Source organism: Achromobacter sp. SIMBA_011 (assembly GCF_046535435.1).
GTDB classification, from domain to species: Bacteria; Pseudomonadota; Gammaproteobacteria; order Burkholderiales; family Burkholderiaceae_B; genus Achromobacter; species Achromobacter dolens.
The window spans coordinates 85,821-102,784 of sequence record NZ_JAWRWN010000012.1; the positions used below are offsets into that span (position 1 = coordinate 85,821).

At 69.5% G+C, this 16,964-nt stretch carries 16 protein-coding genes and 1 pseudogene; 11 read left to right on the plus strand and 6 right to left on the minus strand.

Annotated elements, in window-relative coordinates; translation table 11 throughout:
• Positions 1-10 precede the first annotated feature (10 nt).
• Positions 11-919 (plus strand): LysR substrate-binding domain-containing protein, encoded by a 909-nt coding sequence (locus SB816_RS27835; protein WP_410547825.1) that lies wholly within the window; start codon positions 11-13, stop codon positions 917-919.
• Between the two features lie 185 nt (positions 920-1,104).
• Complete coding sequence (locus tag SB816_RS27840; RefSeq protein WP_054503220.1) at positions 1,105-2,109, plus strand: cytochrome-c peroxidase; 1,005 nt, start codon at positions 1,105-1,107, stop codon at positions 2,107-2,109.
• Between the two features lie 73 nt (positions 2,110-2,182).
• On the opposite strand, the gene queF is transcribed toward SB816_RS27840, so the two are convergent.
• Complete coding sequence (gene queF, locus SB816_RS27845; RefSeq protein ID WP_054503219.1) at positions 2,183-3,007, minus strand: NADPH-dependent 7-cyano-7-deazaguanine reductase QueF; 825 nt, start codon at positions 3,005-3,007, stop codon at positions 2,183-2,185.
• A gap of 322 nt (positions 3,008-3,329) precedes the next feature.
• On the opposite strand from queF, the gene aceA reads away from it, so the two are divergent.
• Positions 3,330-4,649 carry an isocitrate lyase gene (gene aceA / locus SB816_RS27850; RefSeq protein WP_020929020.1) on the plus strand — a complete coding sequence of 440 codons (1,320 nt, stop codon included), beginning with the start codon at positions 3,330-3,332 and terminating at the stop codon, positions 4,647-4,649.
• A 115-nt stretch (positions 4,650-4,764) separates the two neighbouring features.
• On the opposite strand, the gene SB816_RS27855 is transcribed toward aceA, so the two are convergent.
• Positions 4,765-5,667, minus strand: a complete 903-nt coding sequence (locus tag SB816_RS27855; protein WP_410547826.1) for a LysR substrate-binding domain-containing protein — start codon at positions 5,665-5,667, stop codon at positions 4,765-4,767.
• A 141-nt stretch (positions 5,668-5,808) separates the two neighbouring features.
• Here SB816_RS27855 and SB816_RS27860 point away from each other — a divergent pair, with 141 nt between their 5' ends.
• The 3 genes from SB816_RS27860 to SB816_RS27870 are packed head-to-tail and all read left to right on the plus strand — an operon-like array spanning position 5,809 to position 7,546.
• Positions 5,809-6,354 carry a sugar ABC transporter gene (locus tag SB816_RS27860; RefSeq protein ID WP_410547827.1) on the plus strand — a complete coding sequence of 182 codons (546 nt, stop codon included), beginning with the start codon at positions 5,809-5,811 and terminating at the stop codon, positions 6,352-6,354.
• Between the two features lie 7 nt (positions 6,355-6,361).
• Positions 6,362-6,688, plus strand: coding sequence for a hypothetical protein (locus tag SB816_RS27865; RefSeq protein WP_035360784.1), 327 nt, complete (start codon positions 6,362-6,364; stop codon positions 6,686-6,688).
• An 18-nt stretch (positions 6,689-6,706) separates the two neighbouring features.
• Positions 6,707-7,546, plus strand: coding sequence for an MBL fold metallo-hydrolase (locus SB816_RS27870; protein WP_410547828.1), 840 nt, complete (start codon positions 6,707-6,709; stop codon positions 7,544-7,546).
• A gap of 20 nt (positions 7,547-7,566) precedes the next feature.
• Here the strand turns inward: SB816_RS27870 and SB816_RS27875 are convergent, their stop codons facing one another.
• Positions 7,567-8,355, minus strand: coding sequence for an AraC family transcriptional regulator (locus SB816_RS27875; RefSeq protein WP_144654597.1), 789 nt, complete (start codon positions 8,353-8,355; stop codon positions 7,567-7,569).
• 126 nt (positions 8,356-8,481) lie between these two features.
• Here SB816_RS27875 and SB816_RS27880 point away from each other — a divergent pair, with 126 nt between their 5' ends.
• Positions 8,482-9,246: an alpha/beta fold hydrolase gene (locus SB816_RS27880; RefSeq protein WP_054503213.1), complete on the plus strand. Its 765-nt coding sequence runs from the start codon at positions 8,482-8,484 to the stop codon at positions 9,244-9,246.
• Between the two features lie 37 nt (positions 9,247-9,283).
• Here SB816_RS27880 and bioD read toward each other — a convergent pair.
• From bioD to bioF, 3 genes and pseudogenes are all read right to left on the minus strand, one after another.
• Positions 9,284-10,712 (minus strand): annotated as a pseudogene (bioD, locus tag SB816_RS27885) (dethiobiotin synthase).
• Complete coding sequence (locus tag SB816_RS27890) at positions 10,709-11,374, minus strand: alpha/beta fold hydrolase (protein ID WP_054503211.1); 666 nt, start codon at positions 11,372-11,374, stop codon at positions 10,709-10,711. Before SB816_RS27890 ends, bioD begins: the two are co-directional and overlap by 4 nt.
• On the minus strand, positions 11,374-12,558 hold the full coding sequence (gene bioF, locus SB816_RS27895) for an 8-amino-7-oxononanoate synthase (protein WP_410547829.1): 1,185 nt from the start codon (positions 12,556-12,558) through the stop codon (positions 11,374-11,376). Before bioF ends, SB816_RS27890 begins: the two co-directional genes overlap by 1 nt.
• A 114-nt stretch (positions 12,559-12,672) precedes the next feature.
• On the opposite strand from bioF, the gene SB816_RS27900 reads away from it, so the two are divergent.
• The 4 genes from SB816_RS27900 (at position 12,673) to ccoN (ending at position 16,957) form a co-directional block, all read left to right on the plus strand.
• Entirely contained in the window at positions 12,673-13,941 is a 1,269-nt protein-coding gene (locus SB816_RS27900; protein WP_395756866.1) for an adenosylmethionine--8-amino-7-oxononanoate transaminase, read from the plus strand.
• Between the two features lie 184 nt (positions 13,942-14,125).
• Entirely contained in the window at positions 14,126-15,100 is a 975-nt protein-coding gene (locus tag SB816_RS27905) for a membrane protein (RefSeq protein ID WP_049072778.1), read from the plus strand.
• A complete protein-coding gene (gene ccoS, locus SB816_RS27910) occupies positions 15,097-15,258 on the plus strand; it encodes a cbb3-type cytochrome oxidase assembly protein CcoS (RefSeq protein WP_006390533.1) in 162 nt (53 codons plus the stop codon). Before SB816_RS27905 ends, ccoS begins: the two co-directional genes overlap by 4 nt.
• A gap of 211 nt (positions 15,259-15,469) precedes the next feature.
• Entirely contained in the window at positions 15,470-16,957 is a 1,488-nt protein-coding gene (gene ccoN / locus SB816_RS27915) for a cytochrome-c oxidase, cbb3-type subunit I (protein ID WP_116792114.1), read from the plus strand.
• Positions 16,958-16,964 lie beyond the last annotated feature (7 nt).

Sequence of the window (16,964 nt, forward strand, 5' to 3'; positions counted from 1 at the left end):
TGCACGAATCGTGAATAATGACCTGCTCCCCGCCGACCTGCGCGTATTCAACGCGGTGGTGCGCGCCTCCAGCTTTTCGCGCGCCGCCGAAGACCTGGGCATGTCGGCCGCCTACGTCACCAAGCGCATCCGGCTGCTCGAGGCCAGCCTCGGCACGCCGCTGTTCCATCGCACCACGCGGCGCGTGGTCGTCAGCGAGGCGGGCGAGCGCGTCTACCACTGGGCCCAGCGCATTCTTGACGACGTCGAGCACCTGGTCGAAGAAGTCGGCGTCACGCGCCGCGAACCGCGCGGCCTGCTGCGCATCTGCAGCAGTTTCGGCTTCGGGCGGCGGGTGGTGGCGCCGGCGCTGTCGGCGTTCGTGTCGCGCCATCCCGCCGTGCAGGTGCGCTTCGAGGTGTTCGACCGCCTGGTCGACGTGGCCGCCGAGGGCTACGACCTGGACGTGCGGGTCGGCGACGATATCGCGCCGCACGTGATCGCGCGCAAGCTCGCCGCCAACCACAGGCTGCTTTGCGCGGCGCCGTCATACCTGGCCGAACGCGGCGCGCCGCGCAAGCTGGACGACCTGGCCGCGCACGACTGCCTGGTGATCAAGGAGCGCGACCATCCCTTCGGCGTCTGGCGCATGCGGCGCGGCGAGCGCGAGCACACCGTCAAGGTGCGCGGACCGCTGTCGGCCAACAATGGCGAGATGGTGGTGCAGTGGGCGGTGGACGGCCGCGGCATCATCCTGCGCTCGGCCTGGGACGTGGGCCCGCTGATCGCCGCCGGCAAGCTGGTGCCGGTGCTGCCGCAGTACCGCCAGGAGGCCAACATCTGGGCGGTGTACCCGGCGCGGCTGAACGCCTCGGCCAAGGTGCGGGTGTGCGTGGATTTCCTGGAGGCGCATCTGCGCCAGCTCGACGTCAACGACTGACGCGATCGGGTCGCGCGGCCCGCCGGCCTGGCGGATCGAGGCAGTCAATTCGGATTGCGTCAGGTCAAGCCGCCGTTGCGGGGCGCGCCGGCGCGCCGGCGCCCTTGACGCATCGCAAGCCGCCCGCCGGCCGGCTCCGATGTAATGACCTTTGTATGGATAAGGTTATTCAACAGGAGAAAGCCATGAGAAAGAAGCACGCGATGCTCGCGGCGGGTGTCGTCATTGCGCTGTGGGCGGGCCAGGCGTCGGGCGCGCCTCGCCAGGAACCGATCCAGCCGATCGAGGCGGCGGTGGTCAAGGACCCGGCCAAGGTGGAACTGGGCAAGAAGCTGTTCTTCGACCCGCGCCTGTCGCGCTCGGGCGCGATCTCCTGTAATTCCTGCCACAACCTGGGCATGGGCGGCGCGGACAACCTGAAGGCGTCGATCGGCCACAAGTGGCAGCAGGGTTCGATCAACTCGCCCACGGTGCTCAATTCCAGCCTGAACATCGCCCAGTTCTGGGACGGCCGCGCCAAGGACCTGCGCGAGCAGGCCGGCGGCCCGATCGCCAATCCGATGGAAATGGCCTCGACCCATGAACTGGCGGTGCAGGTGCTCAATTCCATTCCGGGCTACCGCGCCGAGTTCAAGCAGGTGTTCGGCAAGGACGGCATCACCATTGACGAGGTGACGGGCGCGCTGGCCGCCTTCGAGGAAACGCTGGTGACGCCGAACTCGCGCTTCGACCAGTGGCTCAAGGGCGACGACAAGGCGCTGACCGTCCAGGAACTGGCCGGCTACACGTTGTTCAAGAACAGCGGCTGCGTGGCGTGCCACAACGGCGTGGCGGTGGGCGGCAACTCGTTCCAGAAGATGGGGCTGGTGGCGCCGTACCAGACCGACAACAAGGCCGAGGGCCGCGCCGCCGTCACCGGCAAGGACGCCGACCGCTTCAACTTCAAGGTGCCGACGCTGCGCAACGTGGCGTTGACCTATCCGTATTTCCATGACGGCGAGGCCGCCACCCTGACGCAGGCGGTGGACGTGATGGGCCGCCTGCAATTGGGCCGCACCTTCACGCCGGACGAGAACGCGCAGATCGTGGCGTTCCTGAAGACCCTGACGGGCGACCAGCCGGCGATCCAGTACCCGCTGCTGCCGCCTTCGGCGGACGACACGCCGCGGCCGGCGCCGTTCGTGAAGTAGGGAGGCGGGCGGCGCCGTCGGGGGCGCCGCCTGTGAAGGGCGTCGTTCGCCTCGGGGCGGACGACGACCGTTTTTACTGGCGCACCGTGCGCACGTCGGCCGGCGGCGCCGTCTCGACGTTGCTGCGCCACGGGTTGATGTCCAGCCCGCCGCGCCGCGTGTAGCGCGCATAGACCGTCAGTTGCTCGGGCGCGCAGGCCTGCATGATGTCGGTGAAGATGCGTTCCACGCAGTGCTCGTGGAACTCGGCGTGCTGGCGGAACGAGATCACGTAGCGCAGCAGCGACTCGCGGTCGATCGGCTTGCCGCGGTAGCGGACCTGCACGCTGGCCCAGTCGGGCTGGCCGGTCACCGGGCAGTTGGATTTGAGCAGGCGCGAGCACAGGGTTTCCTCGACCACGTCGCCGGCGCGCGTGCGCAGCAGCTCGGGCGCCGGCTCGTAGGTGTCGATCTCGATGTCGAGCTTGTCTATATAGATACCGTCCAGTTCCCCCATGCGCAGTTCGCCAAAGCGCTGCGGCAGGATGAAGTCCAGCCCCACGGGCGCGCCGGCGGCGGCGCTCAGGTCGCGTTCCAGGCGGCCGCGCAGGGCGGCCGAGTTGACCAGCCGGGTCTGGTTGAACGAGTTCAGGTACAGCTTGAACGACTTGGACTCGATGATGTTGGGACTGTCGGCCGGCACCGAGAACGTGGCCATCGCCACCCGCGGCTTGCCCTTGGCGTCGAGCCATGACAACTCATAGGCGTTCCACAGGTCCACCCCGGTGAACGGCAGCGGGCCGCTCGCCAGGTTGAGCGCCTCGCGGTTGTGGGCGCGGGCGATGGGGAACAGCAGCGAGGGGTCGTATTGCGAGACGTAGGTCACGCTCTGGCCCAGCGGGCCGTGAGACAGCGTCATGGAAAGGTCGTCGGAAAACGTGGAGATGACCGCATTGTAGGCGGTTGCGAAGGGCCTATTTTTCGCATCATGAAACGCCGCTCCCGGCATGTGAAAGTCTGTGCTGCGCCGCCGCGCGAGGCCATTTCACGGATGACAATTGCGTTCCGTAATGCGGAATGATCCAAATAAGACATTGATTTATATGAATAATATTTTTCCTCTTATATAAGAGGCGCGGCCACATTGCTCCGCAGCACAGGCATAGACTTTCTCCAACGATTCACGCAATGCAACCCCGAAGTTTTCTTGCCTTTTCAGCCATAGACCAAGGAGCATGACCATGAGCCACCGCGAAACCGAAATCCGCAATCTGCAGAAAGACTGGGCCGAGAACAGCCGCTGGCAGGGCATCAAGCGCGACTACAGCGCCGAGGATGTCATCCGCCTGCGCGGCTCGATCGCCGTCGAGCACACCCTGGCCCGCCGCGGCGCGACCCGTCTGTGGGAGCAACTGCACAGCGAGCCTTTCGTCAATTCGCTGGGCGCCCTGACCGGCAACCAGGCCATGCAGCAGGTCAAGGCCGGCCTCAAGGCCATCTACCTGTCGGGCTGGCAGGTGGCCGGCGACGCCAACCTGGCCGGCGAGATGTACCCCGACCAGTCGCTGTACCCCGCCAACTCGGTGCCGCAGGTCGTGCGCCGCATCAATAATTCGCTGACCCGCTGCGACCAGATCCAGTGGATGGAAGGCAAGAACCCGGGCGACGAGGGCTACATCGATTTCTTCGCGCCCATCGTGGCCGATGCCGAAGCCGGTTTCGGCGGCGTGCTGAACGCCTTCGAGCTGATGAAGGCCATGATCGAGGCCGGCGCCTCGGGCGTGCACTTCGAGGACCAGTTGGCGTCCGTGAAGAAGTGCGGCCACATGGGCGGCAAGGTGCTGGTGCCGACCCGCGAAGCCGTGGCCAAGCTGGTCTCGGCGCGCCTGGCGGCCGACGTGATGGGCACGCCCACCGTGCTGCTGGCCCGCACCGACGCCGATGCCGCCGACCTGGTGACCAGCGACGTCGACGAGAACGACCGTCCTTTCATCACCGGCGAGCGCACGGTGGAAGGCTTTTTCCGCACCCGCGCCGGCATTGACCAGGCGATCTCGCGCGGCCTGGCCTACGCGCCGTACGCCGACCTGATCTGGTGCGAAACCTCCACGCCCAACCTGGAGTACGCCCGCAAGTTCGCCGACGCGATCCATCGCCAGTTCCCGGGCAAGCTGCTGGCGTACAACTGCTCGCCGTCGTTCAACTGGAAGAAGAACCTGGACGACGCCACCATCGCCAAGTTCCAGCGCGAGCTGGGCGCCATGGGCTACAAGTTCCAGTTCATCACGCTGGCCGGCTTCCACGCGCTGAACTACGGCATGTTCGAATTGGCCCACGGCTACGCCCGCCGCCAGATGAGCGCCTTCGTCGAATTGCAGCAGAAGGAATTCGCCGCCGCCGACCTGGGCTTCACCGCGGTCAAGCACCAGCGCGAAGTGGGCACCGGCTACTTCGACGCCGTGACCCAGACCATCGAGGGCGGCCAGTCCTCGACCACCGCGCTGACCGGCTCGACCGAAGAGGCGCAGTTCGAGCACGGCAAGGAGCAGAAGGCCGCCTGAGCCGGACGGGATTGATTGTGCAGTTGCAGTTGTAGTGCTGTTGTAGGGTGGATTCAGGGTGCCTTCGGGCACCCTCTTTTTTGGGCGGGCGCCGTCGCGCGATGGGAGCGGCGTCCTACGGCCCGGCTGCCGCCGCGTTACCCGCTTCTTGCCTTAGCCATTCGGTGAACGCCTGGAGAGGGGGCGGGCTCAGGGTGAACGGTTCGGGGAGGACCAGACAGAAGGCCTTGGAGACGGTTTTTGCCTGGGGCCATGGCGCTACCAGCCGGCCCATGGCGATTTCGGTTTCCACGTAGAGCCGCGGCACCAGCGCCACGCCCAGTCCGGCCAATGCTGCTTCGATCAGCATGGCATGCAGGTCATAGCGCACGCCCAGCGCGGCGTTGGCCAGGGGGATGCCGGTTTCCCGCGCATACCGCTGCCAGGCGTCCGGATTCTGCCGCCGGTGCAGTCGCGGCAGGGCGTCCAGGGCCATCGGACCGGCGTCGCCTTCCACCAGCGCGGGATGGCACACGGGGATCAGCACTTCGTCGAGCAAATGCTGCGTATGCATTCCAGTCCAGGCCGGATGCGCGAAATGGATGGCGGCGTCGAACCCGCTGCCGGCCAGGGCAAACGGCTCCAGTCGCTCGGCCAGATGCACGGCGATGTTCGGGTGCCGCCGCTGGAATCGCGGCAGGCGGGGAATCAACCAACGCATGGCGAAGGTGGGCACCGTGGCGATGTCAAGGTTGGCGCTGTCCTGCCGTTGCCCGATCAGGTACTGGCTGTCCCGATCCAGCCGGTCGAGCAGTTCGCGCACCTGGTCGGCGTAGCGCGCGCCATTGGGCAGCAGCCGGACGCGGTTACCGATCCGCTCGAACAATGGAACGCCGAGAAAGGCTTCCAGCCGGCCGATCTGGCGGCTGATGGCGCCTTCGGTGACGGCCAGTTCGTCGGCCGCGCGGGCGAAGCTGCCATGGCGGGCGGCCGCCTCGAAGGCCATTAAGGAAGTATTGCTGGGAATCCTGCGGCGCATGGGGCGAGTTCCGGTTTGCCTTGATGTTTGCTCAATGAAGCATACCGAAAAATCGTTTTATGGCGTCTTTTTCAGGCCATACCATGATGAAACCTCAACCAAGGCGCCGGGCACGAAATATGGCCGGCCGCGACCGAACCCATGATCTACACCGTCGAATGCAGTTTCTCGGACCCCGCCAGCGAAGGGGCCTGGAATGATTTCTACAGCCTGAAAAAGCTGCCCGCGCTCATTTCCGTAAGCGGTTTCCAGACCTCGCAGCGCTTTCAGGCGCTGAGCGCGGGTTGCCCGACCTACCTCGCCGTGCATTCGATCGACGGGCTCGAGGTGTTGCTCGGCGAGGAATATCGGCAGAAGGGCGGCGGCAACTTCGCCCGCTGGCAGCCGCACATCACGGACTGGCACCGCAATCTCTATGCCGGCCTGGCGCGAGCCCCCGCCATTGCCGCGGACGAAACCCTGCTGGTGAGTGACGTCGGCCCTGAGCCGCTGGTCGCGCTGGGCCTGACGCCCGCCGCCATGCACGCCGTGGCGCTGGACAAATCGCCCGGGCACCGGTGGCTGGCGAAGTGCCCGCGCGGCGCGGATGGCCAAGCCCCCGCACTGCCGTCCGGCGTGCACCGCTATGCGCCGATGACGGCGCAGTTGGCGAATGCGCGCGGGGCCGGCCGCGATGCGTCGAAGTAGCGCCGCCATGCCCAACGTGACATTTTTCTTCGCGGCGCCATGCATGCCGGCCGACCGCGATCTGGCGGAGTTGGCCGAGGCATGCACAGGGCTGTGCGTTGACGTGCTCGGCGCGGCGCTGGAGAACGTGCACATCATCAACCTGGCGGTTCACCCCGGGCGCGGGCTTCCGGCATTCGCGGAAGTCCAATTCCGGCTCGAACCGTTCCGTCCACCCGCCGTGATGGAGGCCTTCATGGCGGGGTTGGATGAGACCATCCTGCGCATCACGGGGCTGACCGCGCGCATCCGCTGCTTCGGCCATGCGGCAGGAGCCATCCATGCGCGCCATTGAGCATTCTGGAGGATCGCCATGCAACCCATGACCTTGCCAAGCCTGCGGATCGGTGAGTTCTCGATCACCGCCATCAGTGACGGATACCTGTCCGCCGCCCTTGAATCGCTCTCCAACATCGACCCGGAGGATGCCGCCAAGCTGCAGCGCGACGCGGGCGTCTCCGACCCCGGCGCCATTCATATCAATGGCTATCTGGTCCGGGGCAGGGGCCGCACGCTGCTGATCGATGCGGGCGCGGGCGGATTCAAGCAATGGGGCGGCAAGCTCCTGGCCAACCTGGCGCTGGCCGGCGTGCAACCCGGCGACGTCGATACGGTGCTGCTGACCCACGCGCATCCCGATCACATTGGCGGATTGCTGGATGCCGCGGGGCGGGAAGTCTTTGCGCGGGCCGAGCTGGTTGTACATGCGCGGGAGGTGGCGTTCTGGCAAGACGATGGCAATCTCGCGCGGGCCAGCGAGCGCGCACGCGGCAACTTCCAGTTCGCCCGCAAGGTGTTCGGCGCGTATCGAGCCAGGATGCGCACGTTCACGGGCCGCGACGTCCTGCCCGGCATCGACGCGGTGCCCCTGCCGGGGCATACCGCCGGGCATTCCGGCTTCCGTATCGAGTCCGACGGACGGAGTGTGCTGGTCTGGGGGGACATCGTGCATTTTCCGCAGATCCAGATCGCGCGCCCCGATGTGTCGATCGCCTTCGACCAGGATCCGACCCTGGCCGCCAACACGCGCTCGGCGCTGCTGGACATCGTCAGCGCGGATGGGCTCCTGGTTGCCGGCATGCATCTCGGCGAACCCGGCTTTGCCCGTATCGCGCGCCAGGGCGACGGCTACCGCATCGCCTACGAGACCTGAGCGGGACGGCCCCGGTTGTCTCAGGCGGGGCGGCCGTTCGAGGCCAGGTAGGCACTGGGCGCCTGGCCCAGCGCGCGCCGGAACGCGCTGGTGAAGGCGCTCGCGCTGGCGTAGCCCAGGTCCAGCGCGACGCGGGTCACGGGCTGGCCCTGGCTCAGGCGCTCGATCGCGGCCAGCAGGCAGGCCTGCTGGCGCCAGTCGCCGAAGCTGATGCCGGCTTCGGCGCGGAACTGGCGGGTGAAGGTGCGCCGGCTCATGCCGGCCGCGGCCGCCATCGTGTCCAGGTCCGTCGTGATCGACGGCGCCGCCCATAGCGCGCGGCAGGCGCGCGCCAGGCGCGGGTCGGCGGGCAGCGGCGCGTGCAGCGACAGCGCCGGCATGGCGGCGATTTCGGCCGCCAGCAGCGCCATCAGCTTGCCGGCGCGGCCGTCCAGGTCGTAGAGCGCGGGCAGGTCGATGGCTTCATCGAGCAGGTGGCGCAGCAGCGGCGAGACGGCGTGGACCCGGCATTCGGCGGGCAGGCCCAGGGCCTGCGCGGCGGGCGCGGTGAGAAAGGTGTTGAGCATGGTCACCGCGCCGCTCATGGTCATCTGGTGATCCATGCCCGCCGGCACCCAGCAGGCGCGTTGCGGCGGCACCAGCCAGCGGCCCGTCGGCGTGGCCACGCTGATGGCGCCGCGCGCGGCGTAGGCGAACTGGCCGCGGCGGTGGGCGTGCAGCGGGAAGGTCAGGCCGGCCGGGTAGTCGCATGCCGTCACCACCACGTCGCGCGGAATGTCCTCGTAGGGATCGACCAGGGTATTGCGCATGGCCTGGATTCTACAGTGAATGACCCGATATCGAAGGCGGGCCGCCGGCGCCAAGCCTACGATGCCGCCATTGTCCATCGCGTTCGCTGCCCTGCGGCGGCGCATCGCCACACTCCAGGAGCCGACATGGCCAACACTTTCCATCGCGTGGGCCACGGCCCGCATCCCGTCATCGTGCTGCACGGCTGGTTCGGCGACGCGCACGCCTTCGAGCCGATCGAACCCTGGCTGTCGGGCGCGGACTTCAGCTACGTCTTCATGGACTACCGCGGCTATGGCGGCATGCGCGAGGCGGCCGGCGAACATTCGATCGACGAGATCGCCGCCGACGCGCTGGCGCTGGCCGACGCGTTGGGGTTCGAGCGCTTCAGCCTGGTGGGCCATTCGATGGGCGGCATGGCGATCGAGCGGGTCGCGGCGCTGGCGCCCGAGCGGGTGCGCGCGCTGGTGGCGGTGGCCCCGGTGCCGTGCGGCGGCGTGGCCATGGCGCCGGCCACGCGCGCGCTGTTCGACGGCGCGGCCGCGGACCTGGCCGCGCGCCGCGCCATCATCGACCGCAGCACCGGCGGGCGCCTGCCGGCGGCATGGGTGGCGTGGAAGGCCGACTATTCCGCCGCGCATTCGTCGGCGGCCGCGTTCGCCGCGTACCTGCCCGCGTGGGTCGGCACCGATTTCAGCGACCGCATCGACGGCCGCCATCCGGTGCTGGCCCTGGTGGGCGAGCACGATCCGGTGTTCACGCCGGCGCTGATGGCCGCGACCTATGCGCGGCGCTATCCGCGCACGACAGTCGAGGTGCTGGCCAATGCCGGGCACTATCCGATGAATGAAACGCCGCTGGCGCTGGCGGCGGCCATCGAGCGCTTCCTGCGGACCTCCGCCGGGGACTGAGCGCGGCGCACGCGGCGCTGCGGTCAGCCCGTTGCCGTCACCCGGCGGCGCGCATCGCCGCCAGGCATTCCGCCAGCGGCGGCACGGCGCGCGCCAGCGCCTCGACGGCGGCCGCGTCGACCCGGTCCTGCGGCGGGATCTCGGCCAGCACGCGCACATTGCCGAAGCGTTCGATCGCCTCGCGGTTGCCGGCCGACAGCGGGCCGCTCATGATCACGCCCAGCACCGGGATGGCGCGGCGGCGCAGCGCCTCCAGGCTGAGCAGGGTGTGGTTGATGGTGCCCAGGCCGCTGCGCGCGGCCAGCACCACCGGCATGCCCAGGCGCGCGATCAGGTCGATCATCATGTGGCTGTCGTCGATCGGCACGTACAGGCCGCCGGCCCCTTCGACAATCAGGGGCGCGGTCGTGGCGGGCGGCACGATGGCGGTGGCGTCGATCACCGCGTCTTCCAGCGGCGCGGCGGCCCACGGCGACAGCGGCGCCTGCAGCACGTAGGCCGGCAGGTGCAGGCGCTCGGGCGGCAGTTGCGCCAGGCGCGCGACAGTCTCGGTGTCACCCGGTTCCTCGGCCACGCCGGTCTGCACCGGCTTCCAGTAGTCGGCCTGCCAGGCGCGCGCCAGGATGGCCGAGACCAGGGTCTTGCCGATGCCGGTGTCGGTGCCGGTGACGAATACGCCGTGGGCGCGGGAGTCAGTCATGTTTCTTCCAGATTCCATAGGCCAGGTGATAGGTCACCGTGGCGCCTTGTTTGTCGAACTGCGCCAGCACCCTCCGCAATGCGGCCGGGCCCAGCGGCGCGGTGCCGGGCGCGGGCGTGGTGGCGCCGATGCCCTTGAGCGCCTTGAGGAAATGCAGGCCGTCAGGATGATCTTGTATCAGCCGTTCGCTGTGCACGCCACCGGCCAGATCGGCCATGGCCGGATGGATGGCGCCGCTTGGCGGATAGCGTGGCGTGGCGGCGGCCAGGCCGACGGCGTCATGGGCGGCGCGCCATTCCTCGAACGTGCCTTCGGCCAGCGTCGCCACCGCCAGGTGACCGCCGGGCGCGAGCAGGCCGGCCAGGCGGCCCAGGCCGCCGTTCAGGTCGGCGAACCACTGCACCGCCAGGCTGGAGCAGATCAGGTCATACCCGCCCGGCAGGTCCCGGGGGTGCTCGCCGTCCAGCACCTGGTAGCGGGCGGTGCCGGGCAGCGCCGGACCTTGTCGCGCCCGCGCCAGCATGGCGGGCGAGATGTCGGTCACGGTCCAGTCCGCCGGCCCCAGCCGTGCGGCCAGCGCCCGCGTCAGCAGGCCGGTGCCGCAGCCGATCTCCAGGATGCGCGGACGCGGCGGCAGCGGCAGCCGGCCGATCGCGTCGGCCAGCCGCCCGGCGGTGATGCGCTGGGCGGGGGCATGGTCGTCGTAGCGCGCGGCGGCGGCGCCGAAGCGCGCGCCGACCCGGGCATTGCGCAGGTGGGCGCTCATGCGGCGGTCGCCACGCGGGCCAGGAAGGCGCGGATGCGCCGCGCGCACCAGTCGGTGTCGGTCAGCGGCAGCAGGTGGCCGCCGTGCTCGCGCCAATGGATCTCGATGGCGGCGCCGAAGCCCGCCGTCGTCATCGGCGCGGTGGCGATCGGGTCGGCCGCGCCCGCCAGCGCCAGCAGCGGCATCGGCAGCGCCGCCAGCGCGGCGCGCTGGTCGGCGTCGCGCAGGAACCGCAGGTCGCGCGCCAGCGGTTCGACCTGGGGGACGCCGATGGCGCTGGTGTCGCCGCAGCGCTGGCGGAAATCGCGCAGCACGGTTTCCGGCTGCGCCGCCAGGCGGTTCAACATGCGGTCCAGCATGCGCGCCGGCACGCCTTCGGGGAAATCGTCGGCCGCGCCGAAGCGGGCAAAGCCGTTGATCGCCACCAGGCCCAGGCAGCCGGGCGGCGGTTCGCCCAGCAGCCGCAGGGCGCCCAGCGAGTGGCCGATGGCCAGCACCGGGCCGGCGGGCGCGGGCGTATGGGCCGGCCCGAAATAGCCGGCGTCGGCCACGGCCTGCGGCCAGTCGGCCAGCGCGGCGGCCAGCGGGCCCCAGAATGCGGCGTCGAAGGTCCAGCCATGCACGAACAGCAGGGTGGGGCGGACAGGAGCGGCGGCCAGCATCAGGCGAGCGCGGCCGTCAGGCCGTCGATCAGTTGGTCGACATCGGCGTCGCGGTGCGCCGCGCTCAGGGCGATGCGCAGGCGGCTGGTGCCGGCCGGCACGGTGGGCGGGCGAATCGCCACGGCCAGCAGGCCGCGTTGTTCCAGCGCCGCCGCCAGCGCCAGGGCGCGGGCCTCGTCGCCGACGATGGCGGGCACGATCTGCGTGGACGAGTCGCCGCTGTCCACGCCCAGGCCGCGGAGCGCCGCCCGCAGGCGTTCGCCCGAGGCGGCCAGCCGGGCGCGTTCGGCGTCCAGCGTGGGCACCAGGTCGAGCGCGGCGTCCATCGCGCCCAGCACGGCAGGCGGCAGGGCGGTGGTGTAGATGAAACCCGAACAGGCGTTGACCAGGTAGTCGCAGAGCGCGCGCGAGCCGGCCACGTAGGCGCCGAAGCCGCCCAGCGCCTTGCTGAAGGTGCCCATGGCCAGGTCGATGCCGCCCGGCGCCAGCCCGGCCAGCCCCATGCCGCCCGGTCCCAGCACGCCGGTGGCGTGGGCCTCGTCCAGGTAGACAAAGGCCTGGTAGCGCTCGGCCAGCGCCGCCAGCCGCGCCACGTCGGTGCGGTCGCCGTCCATGCTGAAGACGCTTTCGGTGACGATGAAGCGCGCGGCGGGCGGCGCTGACGGGTCGGCGCGCGCCGCCAGCAAGGCTTCCAGGTGGTCCAGGTCATTGTGGCGGAAGCGGATCTGCCGCACGCCCGCCGCCTGGCAGCCGTGGTGCAGGCTGGCGTGGTTGAGCTTGTCGGCGTAGACCTGCACCTCGCCCTGGCCGGCGGCCGCGCGCAGCAGCGCGGGCAGCACGGCGGCGTTGGCCTGCCAGCCGGAGGCCAGCAGCAGCGCGGCCTCGGTGCCCTTCAGGCGGGCCAGCTTGGCCTCGACCTGCTCGTGCAGGTCGAGATTGCCGCACACCAGCCGCGAGGCCTGCGCGCCGGCGCCGTGGCGGGCGGCCCATTCGCGCGAGCGCTCGATCAGCAGCGGGTGCTTGGACAGGCCCAGGTAGTCGTTGCTGGAGAAGTTCAGCGCCGGGACGCCGCCCAGCGCGATGCGGCCGGCGGGCGCGGCGGCGGCGGTGCGCAGCCGGCGCCGCACGCGGCGCGATTCGGCTTGCGCCAGTTCGGAAGAAAAGAGGGGATCCAGCTTGGACATGACGATTTCCTGCGGCGGCCGTCGGCGGGGGCGTCCCGCAATCGGGCCGCGGCCGTTAACAGCGCCGTCAGGCCCCCGGCCGTAGAATGCGAGCCATTGTAGTGGAGGTGAAACATGCAGACGCCTGACTGGATGGCCCGGGGCCAGCCGCATATCTGGCAGCCCTACGCCCAGATGAAGACCGCGACGCCGCCGTTGCCGGTGGTGCGCAGCCACGGCAGCCGCCTGGAGCTGGCCGACGGCCGCCAATTGATCGACGGCGTGGCGTCCTGGTGGACCGCCTGCCACGGCTACAACCACCCGCATATCGCCCAGGCGGTGCGGGCGCAGTTGGACGCCATGCCGCACGTCATGTTCGGCGGCCTGACGCACGAACCCGCGCTGACCCTGGCGCGGCGCCTGGCGGCCCTGCTGGGACCGGGGCTGGACCGCGTGTTCTATACGGACTCCGGCTCGGTGGCGGTGGAAGTCGCGATGAAGATGGCGGTGCAGTTCTGGCTCAACCAGGGCGAGCGCGGCCGCAGCCGCTTCCTGGCCTTCCGCGGCGGCTACCACGGCGACACCTTCGGCACCATGGCGGTGTGCGACCCCGACGAGGGCATGCACAGCCTGTTCCGCGGCATGCTGGCCGAGCACGACATCGTCGACCTGCCGCGCGACGACGCCGCCATGGCCCGGCTCGACGCCTTCCTGGAGACGCGCGGCCCGCAACTGGCCGGCATCCTGGTCGAACCGCTGGTGCAGGGCGCCGGCGGCATGCTGCTGCACGACCCCGAGGTGCTGCGGCGGCTGCGCCGGCTGGCCGACCGCCATGGCCTGCTGCTGATCTTCGACGAGATCTTCACCGGCTTCGGCCGCACCGGCACCCTGTTCGCGTTCGAGCAGGCCGGCATCCGCCCCGACATCATCACGCTGTCCAAGGCGCTGACCGGCGGCACGCTGCCGCTGGCCGCCACGGTGGCCAGCGGCCGGGTGTTCGACGCCTTCTGGTCGGACGACCCCTCGCACGCCCTGATGCACGGTCCCACCTTCATGGGCAACGCCCTGGCCTGCGCCGCCGCCAATGCCTCGCTCGATCTGTTCGAGAGCGAGCCGCGCCTGGCGCAGGCGCGGGCGCTGTCGTCCGCCCTGGCGGCGGGGCTGGCGCCATGTCGCGAGCTGGCCTGGGTGCGCGACGTGCGGGTGCTGGGCGCGATCGGCGTGGTCGAGCTGGACCGCATCGACGACCGCGAGGCCCTGAAGCGCCGCCTGGTCGAGGCCGGCGTCTGGGTGCGGCCGTTCGGCAACGTGGTGTATCTGACGCCGGCGCTGACCATCGCCCCGGACGAGCTGGACACCCTGATGCGGGCGGTGATCGCCGTGCTGCGCGCCCAACGGCCCTGAAGGCCGGCGCCAGCGGGCGGCCCCGCGGGCCAGGGGAGCTTTCGCGGATCCTCTGGCAATGCCGCGCTTGCGCTTGTGGGACGGCAAGTCTGCAAGGCCGCCGCGCGCCGTGCCTGGGCAAATCGCCCCGCGCGCCTTGATCCAGGTCAAGGCGAGCGCCGGCGGCGCTGGGTAGCATCGGCGCATGCGAGCAAAATCCATCTTCGCCGTCCCGCCATCCCTGTCCGACGCCGAGCGCCAGCAGCGCCGGCATGCGCTGGTGCGCCTGTCGCTGGCGTGGCTGGCGATGATGCAGGTGATGATGTTCGCCTGGCCCGGCTACCTGCGCCACGAGGGCATACCCAAGGACGCCCTGGACACGCTCGACTGGGCCATCGTGCTGATGAACTGGGCCAGCCTGGCCCTGACGGTGCCGGTGGTGCTGTATTCGGCCTGGCCGATCTGGCGCCACGCCGGCGCCAACCTGCGCCAGGGCCGCGCCGGCATGGACGTGCCGGTGGCGCTGGGCATCGTCGCCGCCTTCATTCCCAGCGTGCATGCCACCTACACCGGCCACGGCGAGGTCTATTTCGATTCGGTCACCATGTTCGTGGCCTTCCTGCTGACGGCGCGCTACCTGGAACTGTGCGCGCGCCAGTCGTTCGGCGGCAGCGCCGGCGGCCAGCGCCACGCCCGGGTCGAGGCGCAACGCCAACTGCTGGGCGCCGGCGCCGACCGGCTGGCCTCGCGCTTCGTCATGGCGCAGGTGGCGCTGGCGCTGGGCGCGGCGGCGGTCTGGGCCTGGATCGACCCGGCCCACAGTATCCCGGTGATGGTGGCGCTGCTGGTGATGAGCTGTCCCTGTGCCATGTCGATGGCGGTGCCCACCGCCATGGCGTCGGCCCATGCGGCGCTGGCGGCGCATCCGTCCATGCCCGACGCGGCGCTGGACGCGCTGCTGGCCGAGGCGCAACGCAAGGCGCGCCAGAACCTGCATGGCTCGCTGGCCTGGCACCTGTTGATGACGCCGCTGGCGCTGGTCGGCTGGGTCACGCCCTGGCTGGCGGCCATCACCATGCTGCTGTCGTCGCTGGCGGTGGCCTACAACTCGTGGCGGCTGTCGCGCCGCGACTGGTCCGGCAGCCCGGCGCCCGACGGCGCGCTGGAAGCCGCGCCATGACCATCCTCTACCTGTTGCTGCCCCTGTCGCTGCTGTTCGTGCTGGCGATCGGCGTGTCGCTGTGGTGGGCCGTGTTCAACGGCCAATACGACGACACTGACAACGCCGGCACCGCCATCCTGCGCGACGACGATAGCGGGCCGGCCTCGCGCGGCTAGGATCGCGCGATCTCCCCAGGCGTCTCGCGGCGGCCATTCGCTGGCCGCCCGCCCGGCCTTGGCCGGCGTCCGCGCCAGCGACGTTGCCGCCGCGCCGCGGGTTCCCCTGCGCGAGCAATGGGGTTTGACGCACATCAACCCCGGTTTACCCGCGACCCCCCATCATTGAAACCTGGAGCTACTTGTTTCTTTTTGTTTTGGGGGAAGGGTGATGAACGATTGCGCCGCAATCGCAAGCAAGGCCGACACCTTCAACTACAGGATCGTGAGGCAGTTCGCGCTCATGACCGTGGTCTGGGGCATCGTCGGCATGGCTGTGGGCGTTTTTCTCGCCGCGCAGCTGATCTGGCCTCAGTTGAATTTCGACACCGCCTGGCTGAGCTATGGCCGCCTGCGTCCGCTGCACACCAACGCCGTGATCTTCGCCTTCGGCGGCAGCGCGCTGTTCGCGACCTCGTACTACGTGGTCCAGCGCACCTGTCAGACCCGCATTTTCTGTGACAAGCTGGCCGCGTTCACGTTCTGGGGCTGGCAGGCGGTCATCGTGGCCGCCGCCATCACCCTGCCGCTGGGCTACACCAGCAGCAAGGAATACGCCGAACTCGAATGGCCCATCGACATCCTGATCACGCTGGTCTGGGTGGCCTATGCCATCGTGTTCTTCGGCACCATCATCAAGCGCCGCTCCAAGCACATCTACGTGGCCAACTGGTTCTTCGGCTCGTACATCCTCACCATCGCCATCCTGCACATCTTCAACAACATCGAGATGCCGGTGACGCTGTGGAAGTCCTACTCGGCCTACGCCGGCGTGCAGGACGCCATGGTGCAGTGGTGGTACGGCCACAACGCGGTCGGCTTCTTCCTGACCACCAGCTTCCTGGGCATGATGTATTACTTCGTGCCCAAGCAGGCCGGCCGTCCGATCTATTCGTACCGCCTGTCCATCGTCCACTTCTGGGCGCTGGCCTTCACCTACATGTGGGCCGGTCCGCACCACCTGCTGTACACCTCGCTGCCCGACTGGACCCAGTCGCTGGGCATGACGTTCTCGCTGATCCTGCTGGCGCCGTCGTGGGGCGGCATGATCAACGGCATCATGACGCTGCAGGGCGCCTGGTACAAGCTGCGCACCGATCCGATCCTGAAGTTCATGGTGACCGCGCTGTCGTTCTACGGCATGGCCACGTTCGAAGGCTCGATGATGTCGATCCGCACCGTGAACGCCCTGTCGCACTACACCGACTGGACCATCGGCCACGTGCACTCCGGCGCGCTGGGCTGGGTCGCGATGATCTCGTTCGGCTCGCTCTACTACCTGATCCCGCGCCTGTATGGCCGCGAAAAGATGTACAGCGTCAAGGCCATCGAGCTGCACTTCTGGATCGCCACCATCGGCGTGGTGCTGTACATCGCCGCGATGTGGATCGCCGGGGTGCAGCAGGGCCTGATGTGGCGCGACACCGCCGCCGACGGCACGCTGGTCTACAGCTTCGTCGAGGAACTCAAGACGCGGGTGCCGTACTACCTGATCCGTCTGCTGGGCGGGGCGCTGTTCCTGTCGGGCGTGCTGGTCATGGCCTGGAACGTGTGGAAGACGGTGCGCGGCGCGCAGGCGGTCAACCCCGCCATCCCGCAGGACGATCCCCACACCGCCCGCGCGCCGGCTGTCGCCGCGCCCGCGCCGGCCACCGTTTGACGAGGAC

What these genes read in the sequence shown, in the direction of transcription:
- SB816_RS27900 (WP_395756866.1), top strand. Translation starts at nt 12,673, where the DNA reads ATGCAGACGCCTGACTGGATGGCCCGGGGCCAGCCGCATATCTGGCAG.
- bioF (WP_410547829.1), bottom strand. Translation starts at nt 12,558, where the DNA reads ATGTCCAAGCTGGATCCCCTCTTTTCTTCCGAACTGGCGCAAGCCGAA.
- SB816_RS27875 (WP_144654597.1), bottom strand. Translation starts at nt 8,355, where the DNA reads ATGCGCAATACCCTGGTCGATCCCTACGAGGACATTCCGCGCGACGTG.
- SB816_RS27880 (WP_054503213.1), top strand. Translation starts at nt 8,482, where the DNA reads ATGGCCAACACTTTCCATCGCGTGGGCCACGGCCCGCATCCCGTCATC.
- SB816_RS27905 (WP_049072778.1), top strand. Translation starts at nt 14,126, where the DNA reads ATGCGAGCAAAATCCATCTTCGCCGTCCCGCCATCCCTGTCCGACGCC.
- SB816_RS27865 (WP_035360784.1), top strand. Translation starts at nt 6,362, where the DNA reads ATGCCCAACGTGACATTTTTCTTCGCGGCGCCATGCATGCCGGCCGAC.
- SB816_RS27870 (WP_410547828.1), top strand. Translation starts at nt 6,707, where the DNA reads ATGCAACCCATGACCTTGCCAAGCCTGCGGATCGGTGAGTTCTCGATC.
- queF (WP_054503219.1), bottom strand. Translation starts at nt 3,007, where the DNA reads ATGACGCTGTCTCACGGCCCGCTGGGCCAGAGCGTGACCTACGTCTCG.
- SB816_RS27860 (WP_410547827.1), top strand. Translation starts at nt 5,809, where the DNA reads ATGATCTACACCGTCGAATGCAGTTTCTCGGACCCCGCCAGCGAAGGG.
- SB816_RS27840 (WP_054503220.1), top strand. Translation starts at nt 1,105, where the DNA reads ATGAGAAAGAAGCACGCGATGCTCGCGGCGGGTGTCGTCATTGCGCTG.
- ccoN (WP_116792114.1), top strand. Translation starts at nt 15,470, where the DNA reads ATGAACGATTGCGCCGCAATCGCAAGCAAGGCCGACACCTTCAACTAC.
- SB816_RS27855 (WP_410547826.1), bottom strand. Translation starts at nt 5,667, where the DNA reads ATGCGCCGCAGGATTCCCAGCAATACTTCCTTAATGGCCTTCGAGGCG.
- ccoS (WP_006390533.1), top strand. Translation starts at nt 15,097, where the DNA reads ATGACCATCCTCTACCTGTTGCTGCCCCTGTCGCTGCTGTTCGTGCTG.
- SB816_RS27890 (WP_054503211.1), bottom strand. Translation starts at nt 11,374, where the DNA reads ATGCTGGCCGCCGCTCCTGTCCGCCCCACCCTGCTGTTCGTGCATGGC.
- aceA (WP_020929020.1), top strand. Translation starts at nt 3,330, where the DNA reads ATGAGCCACCGCGAAACCGAAATCCGCAATCTGCAGAAAGACTGGGCC.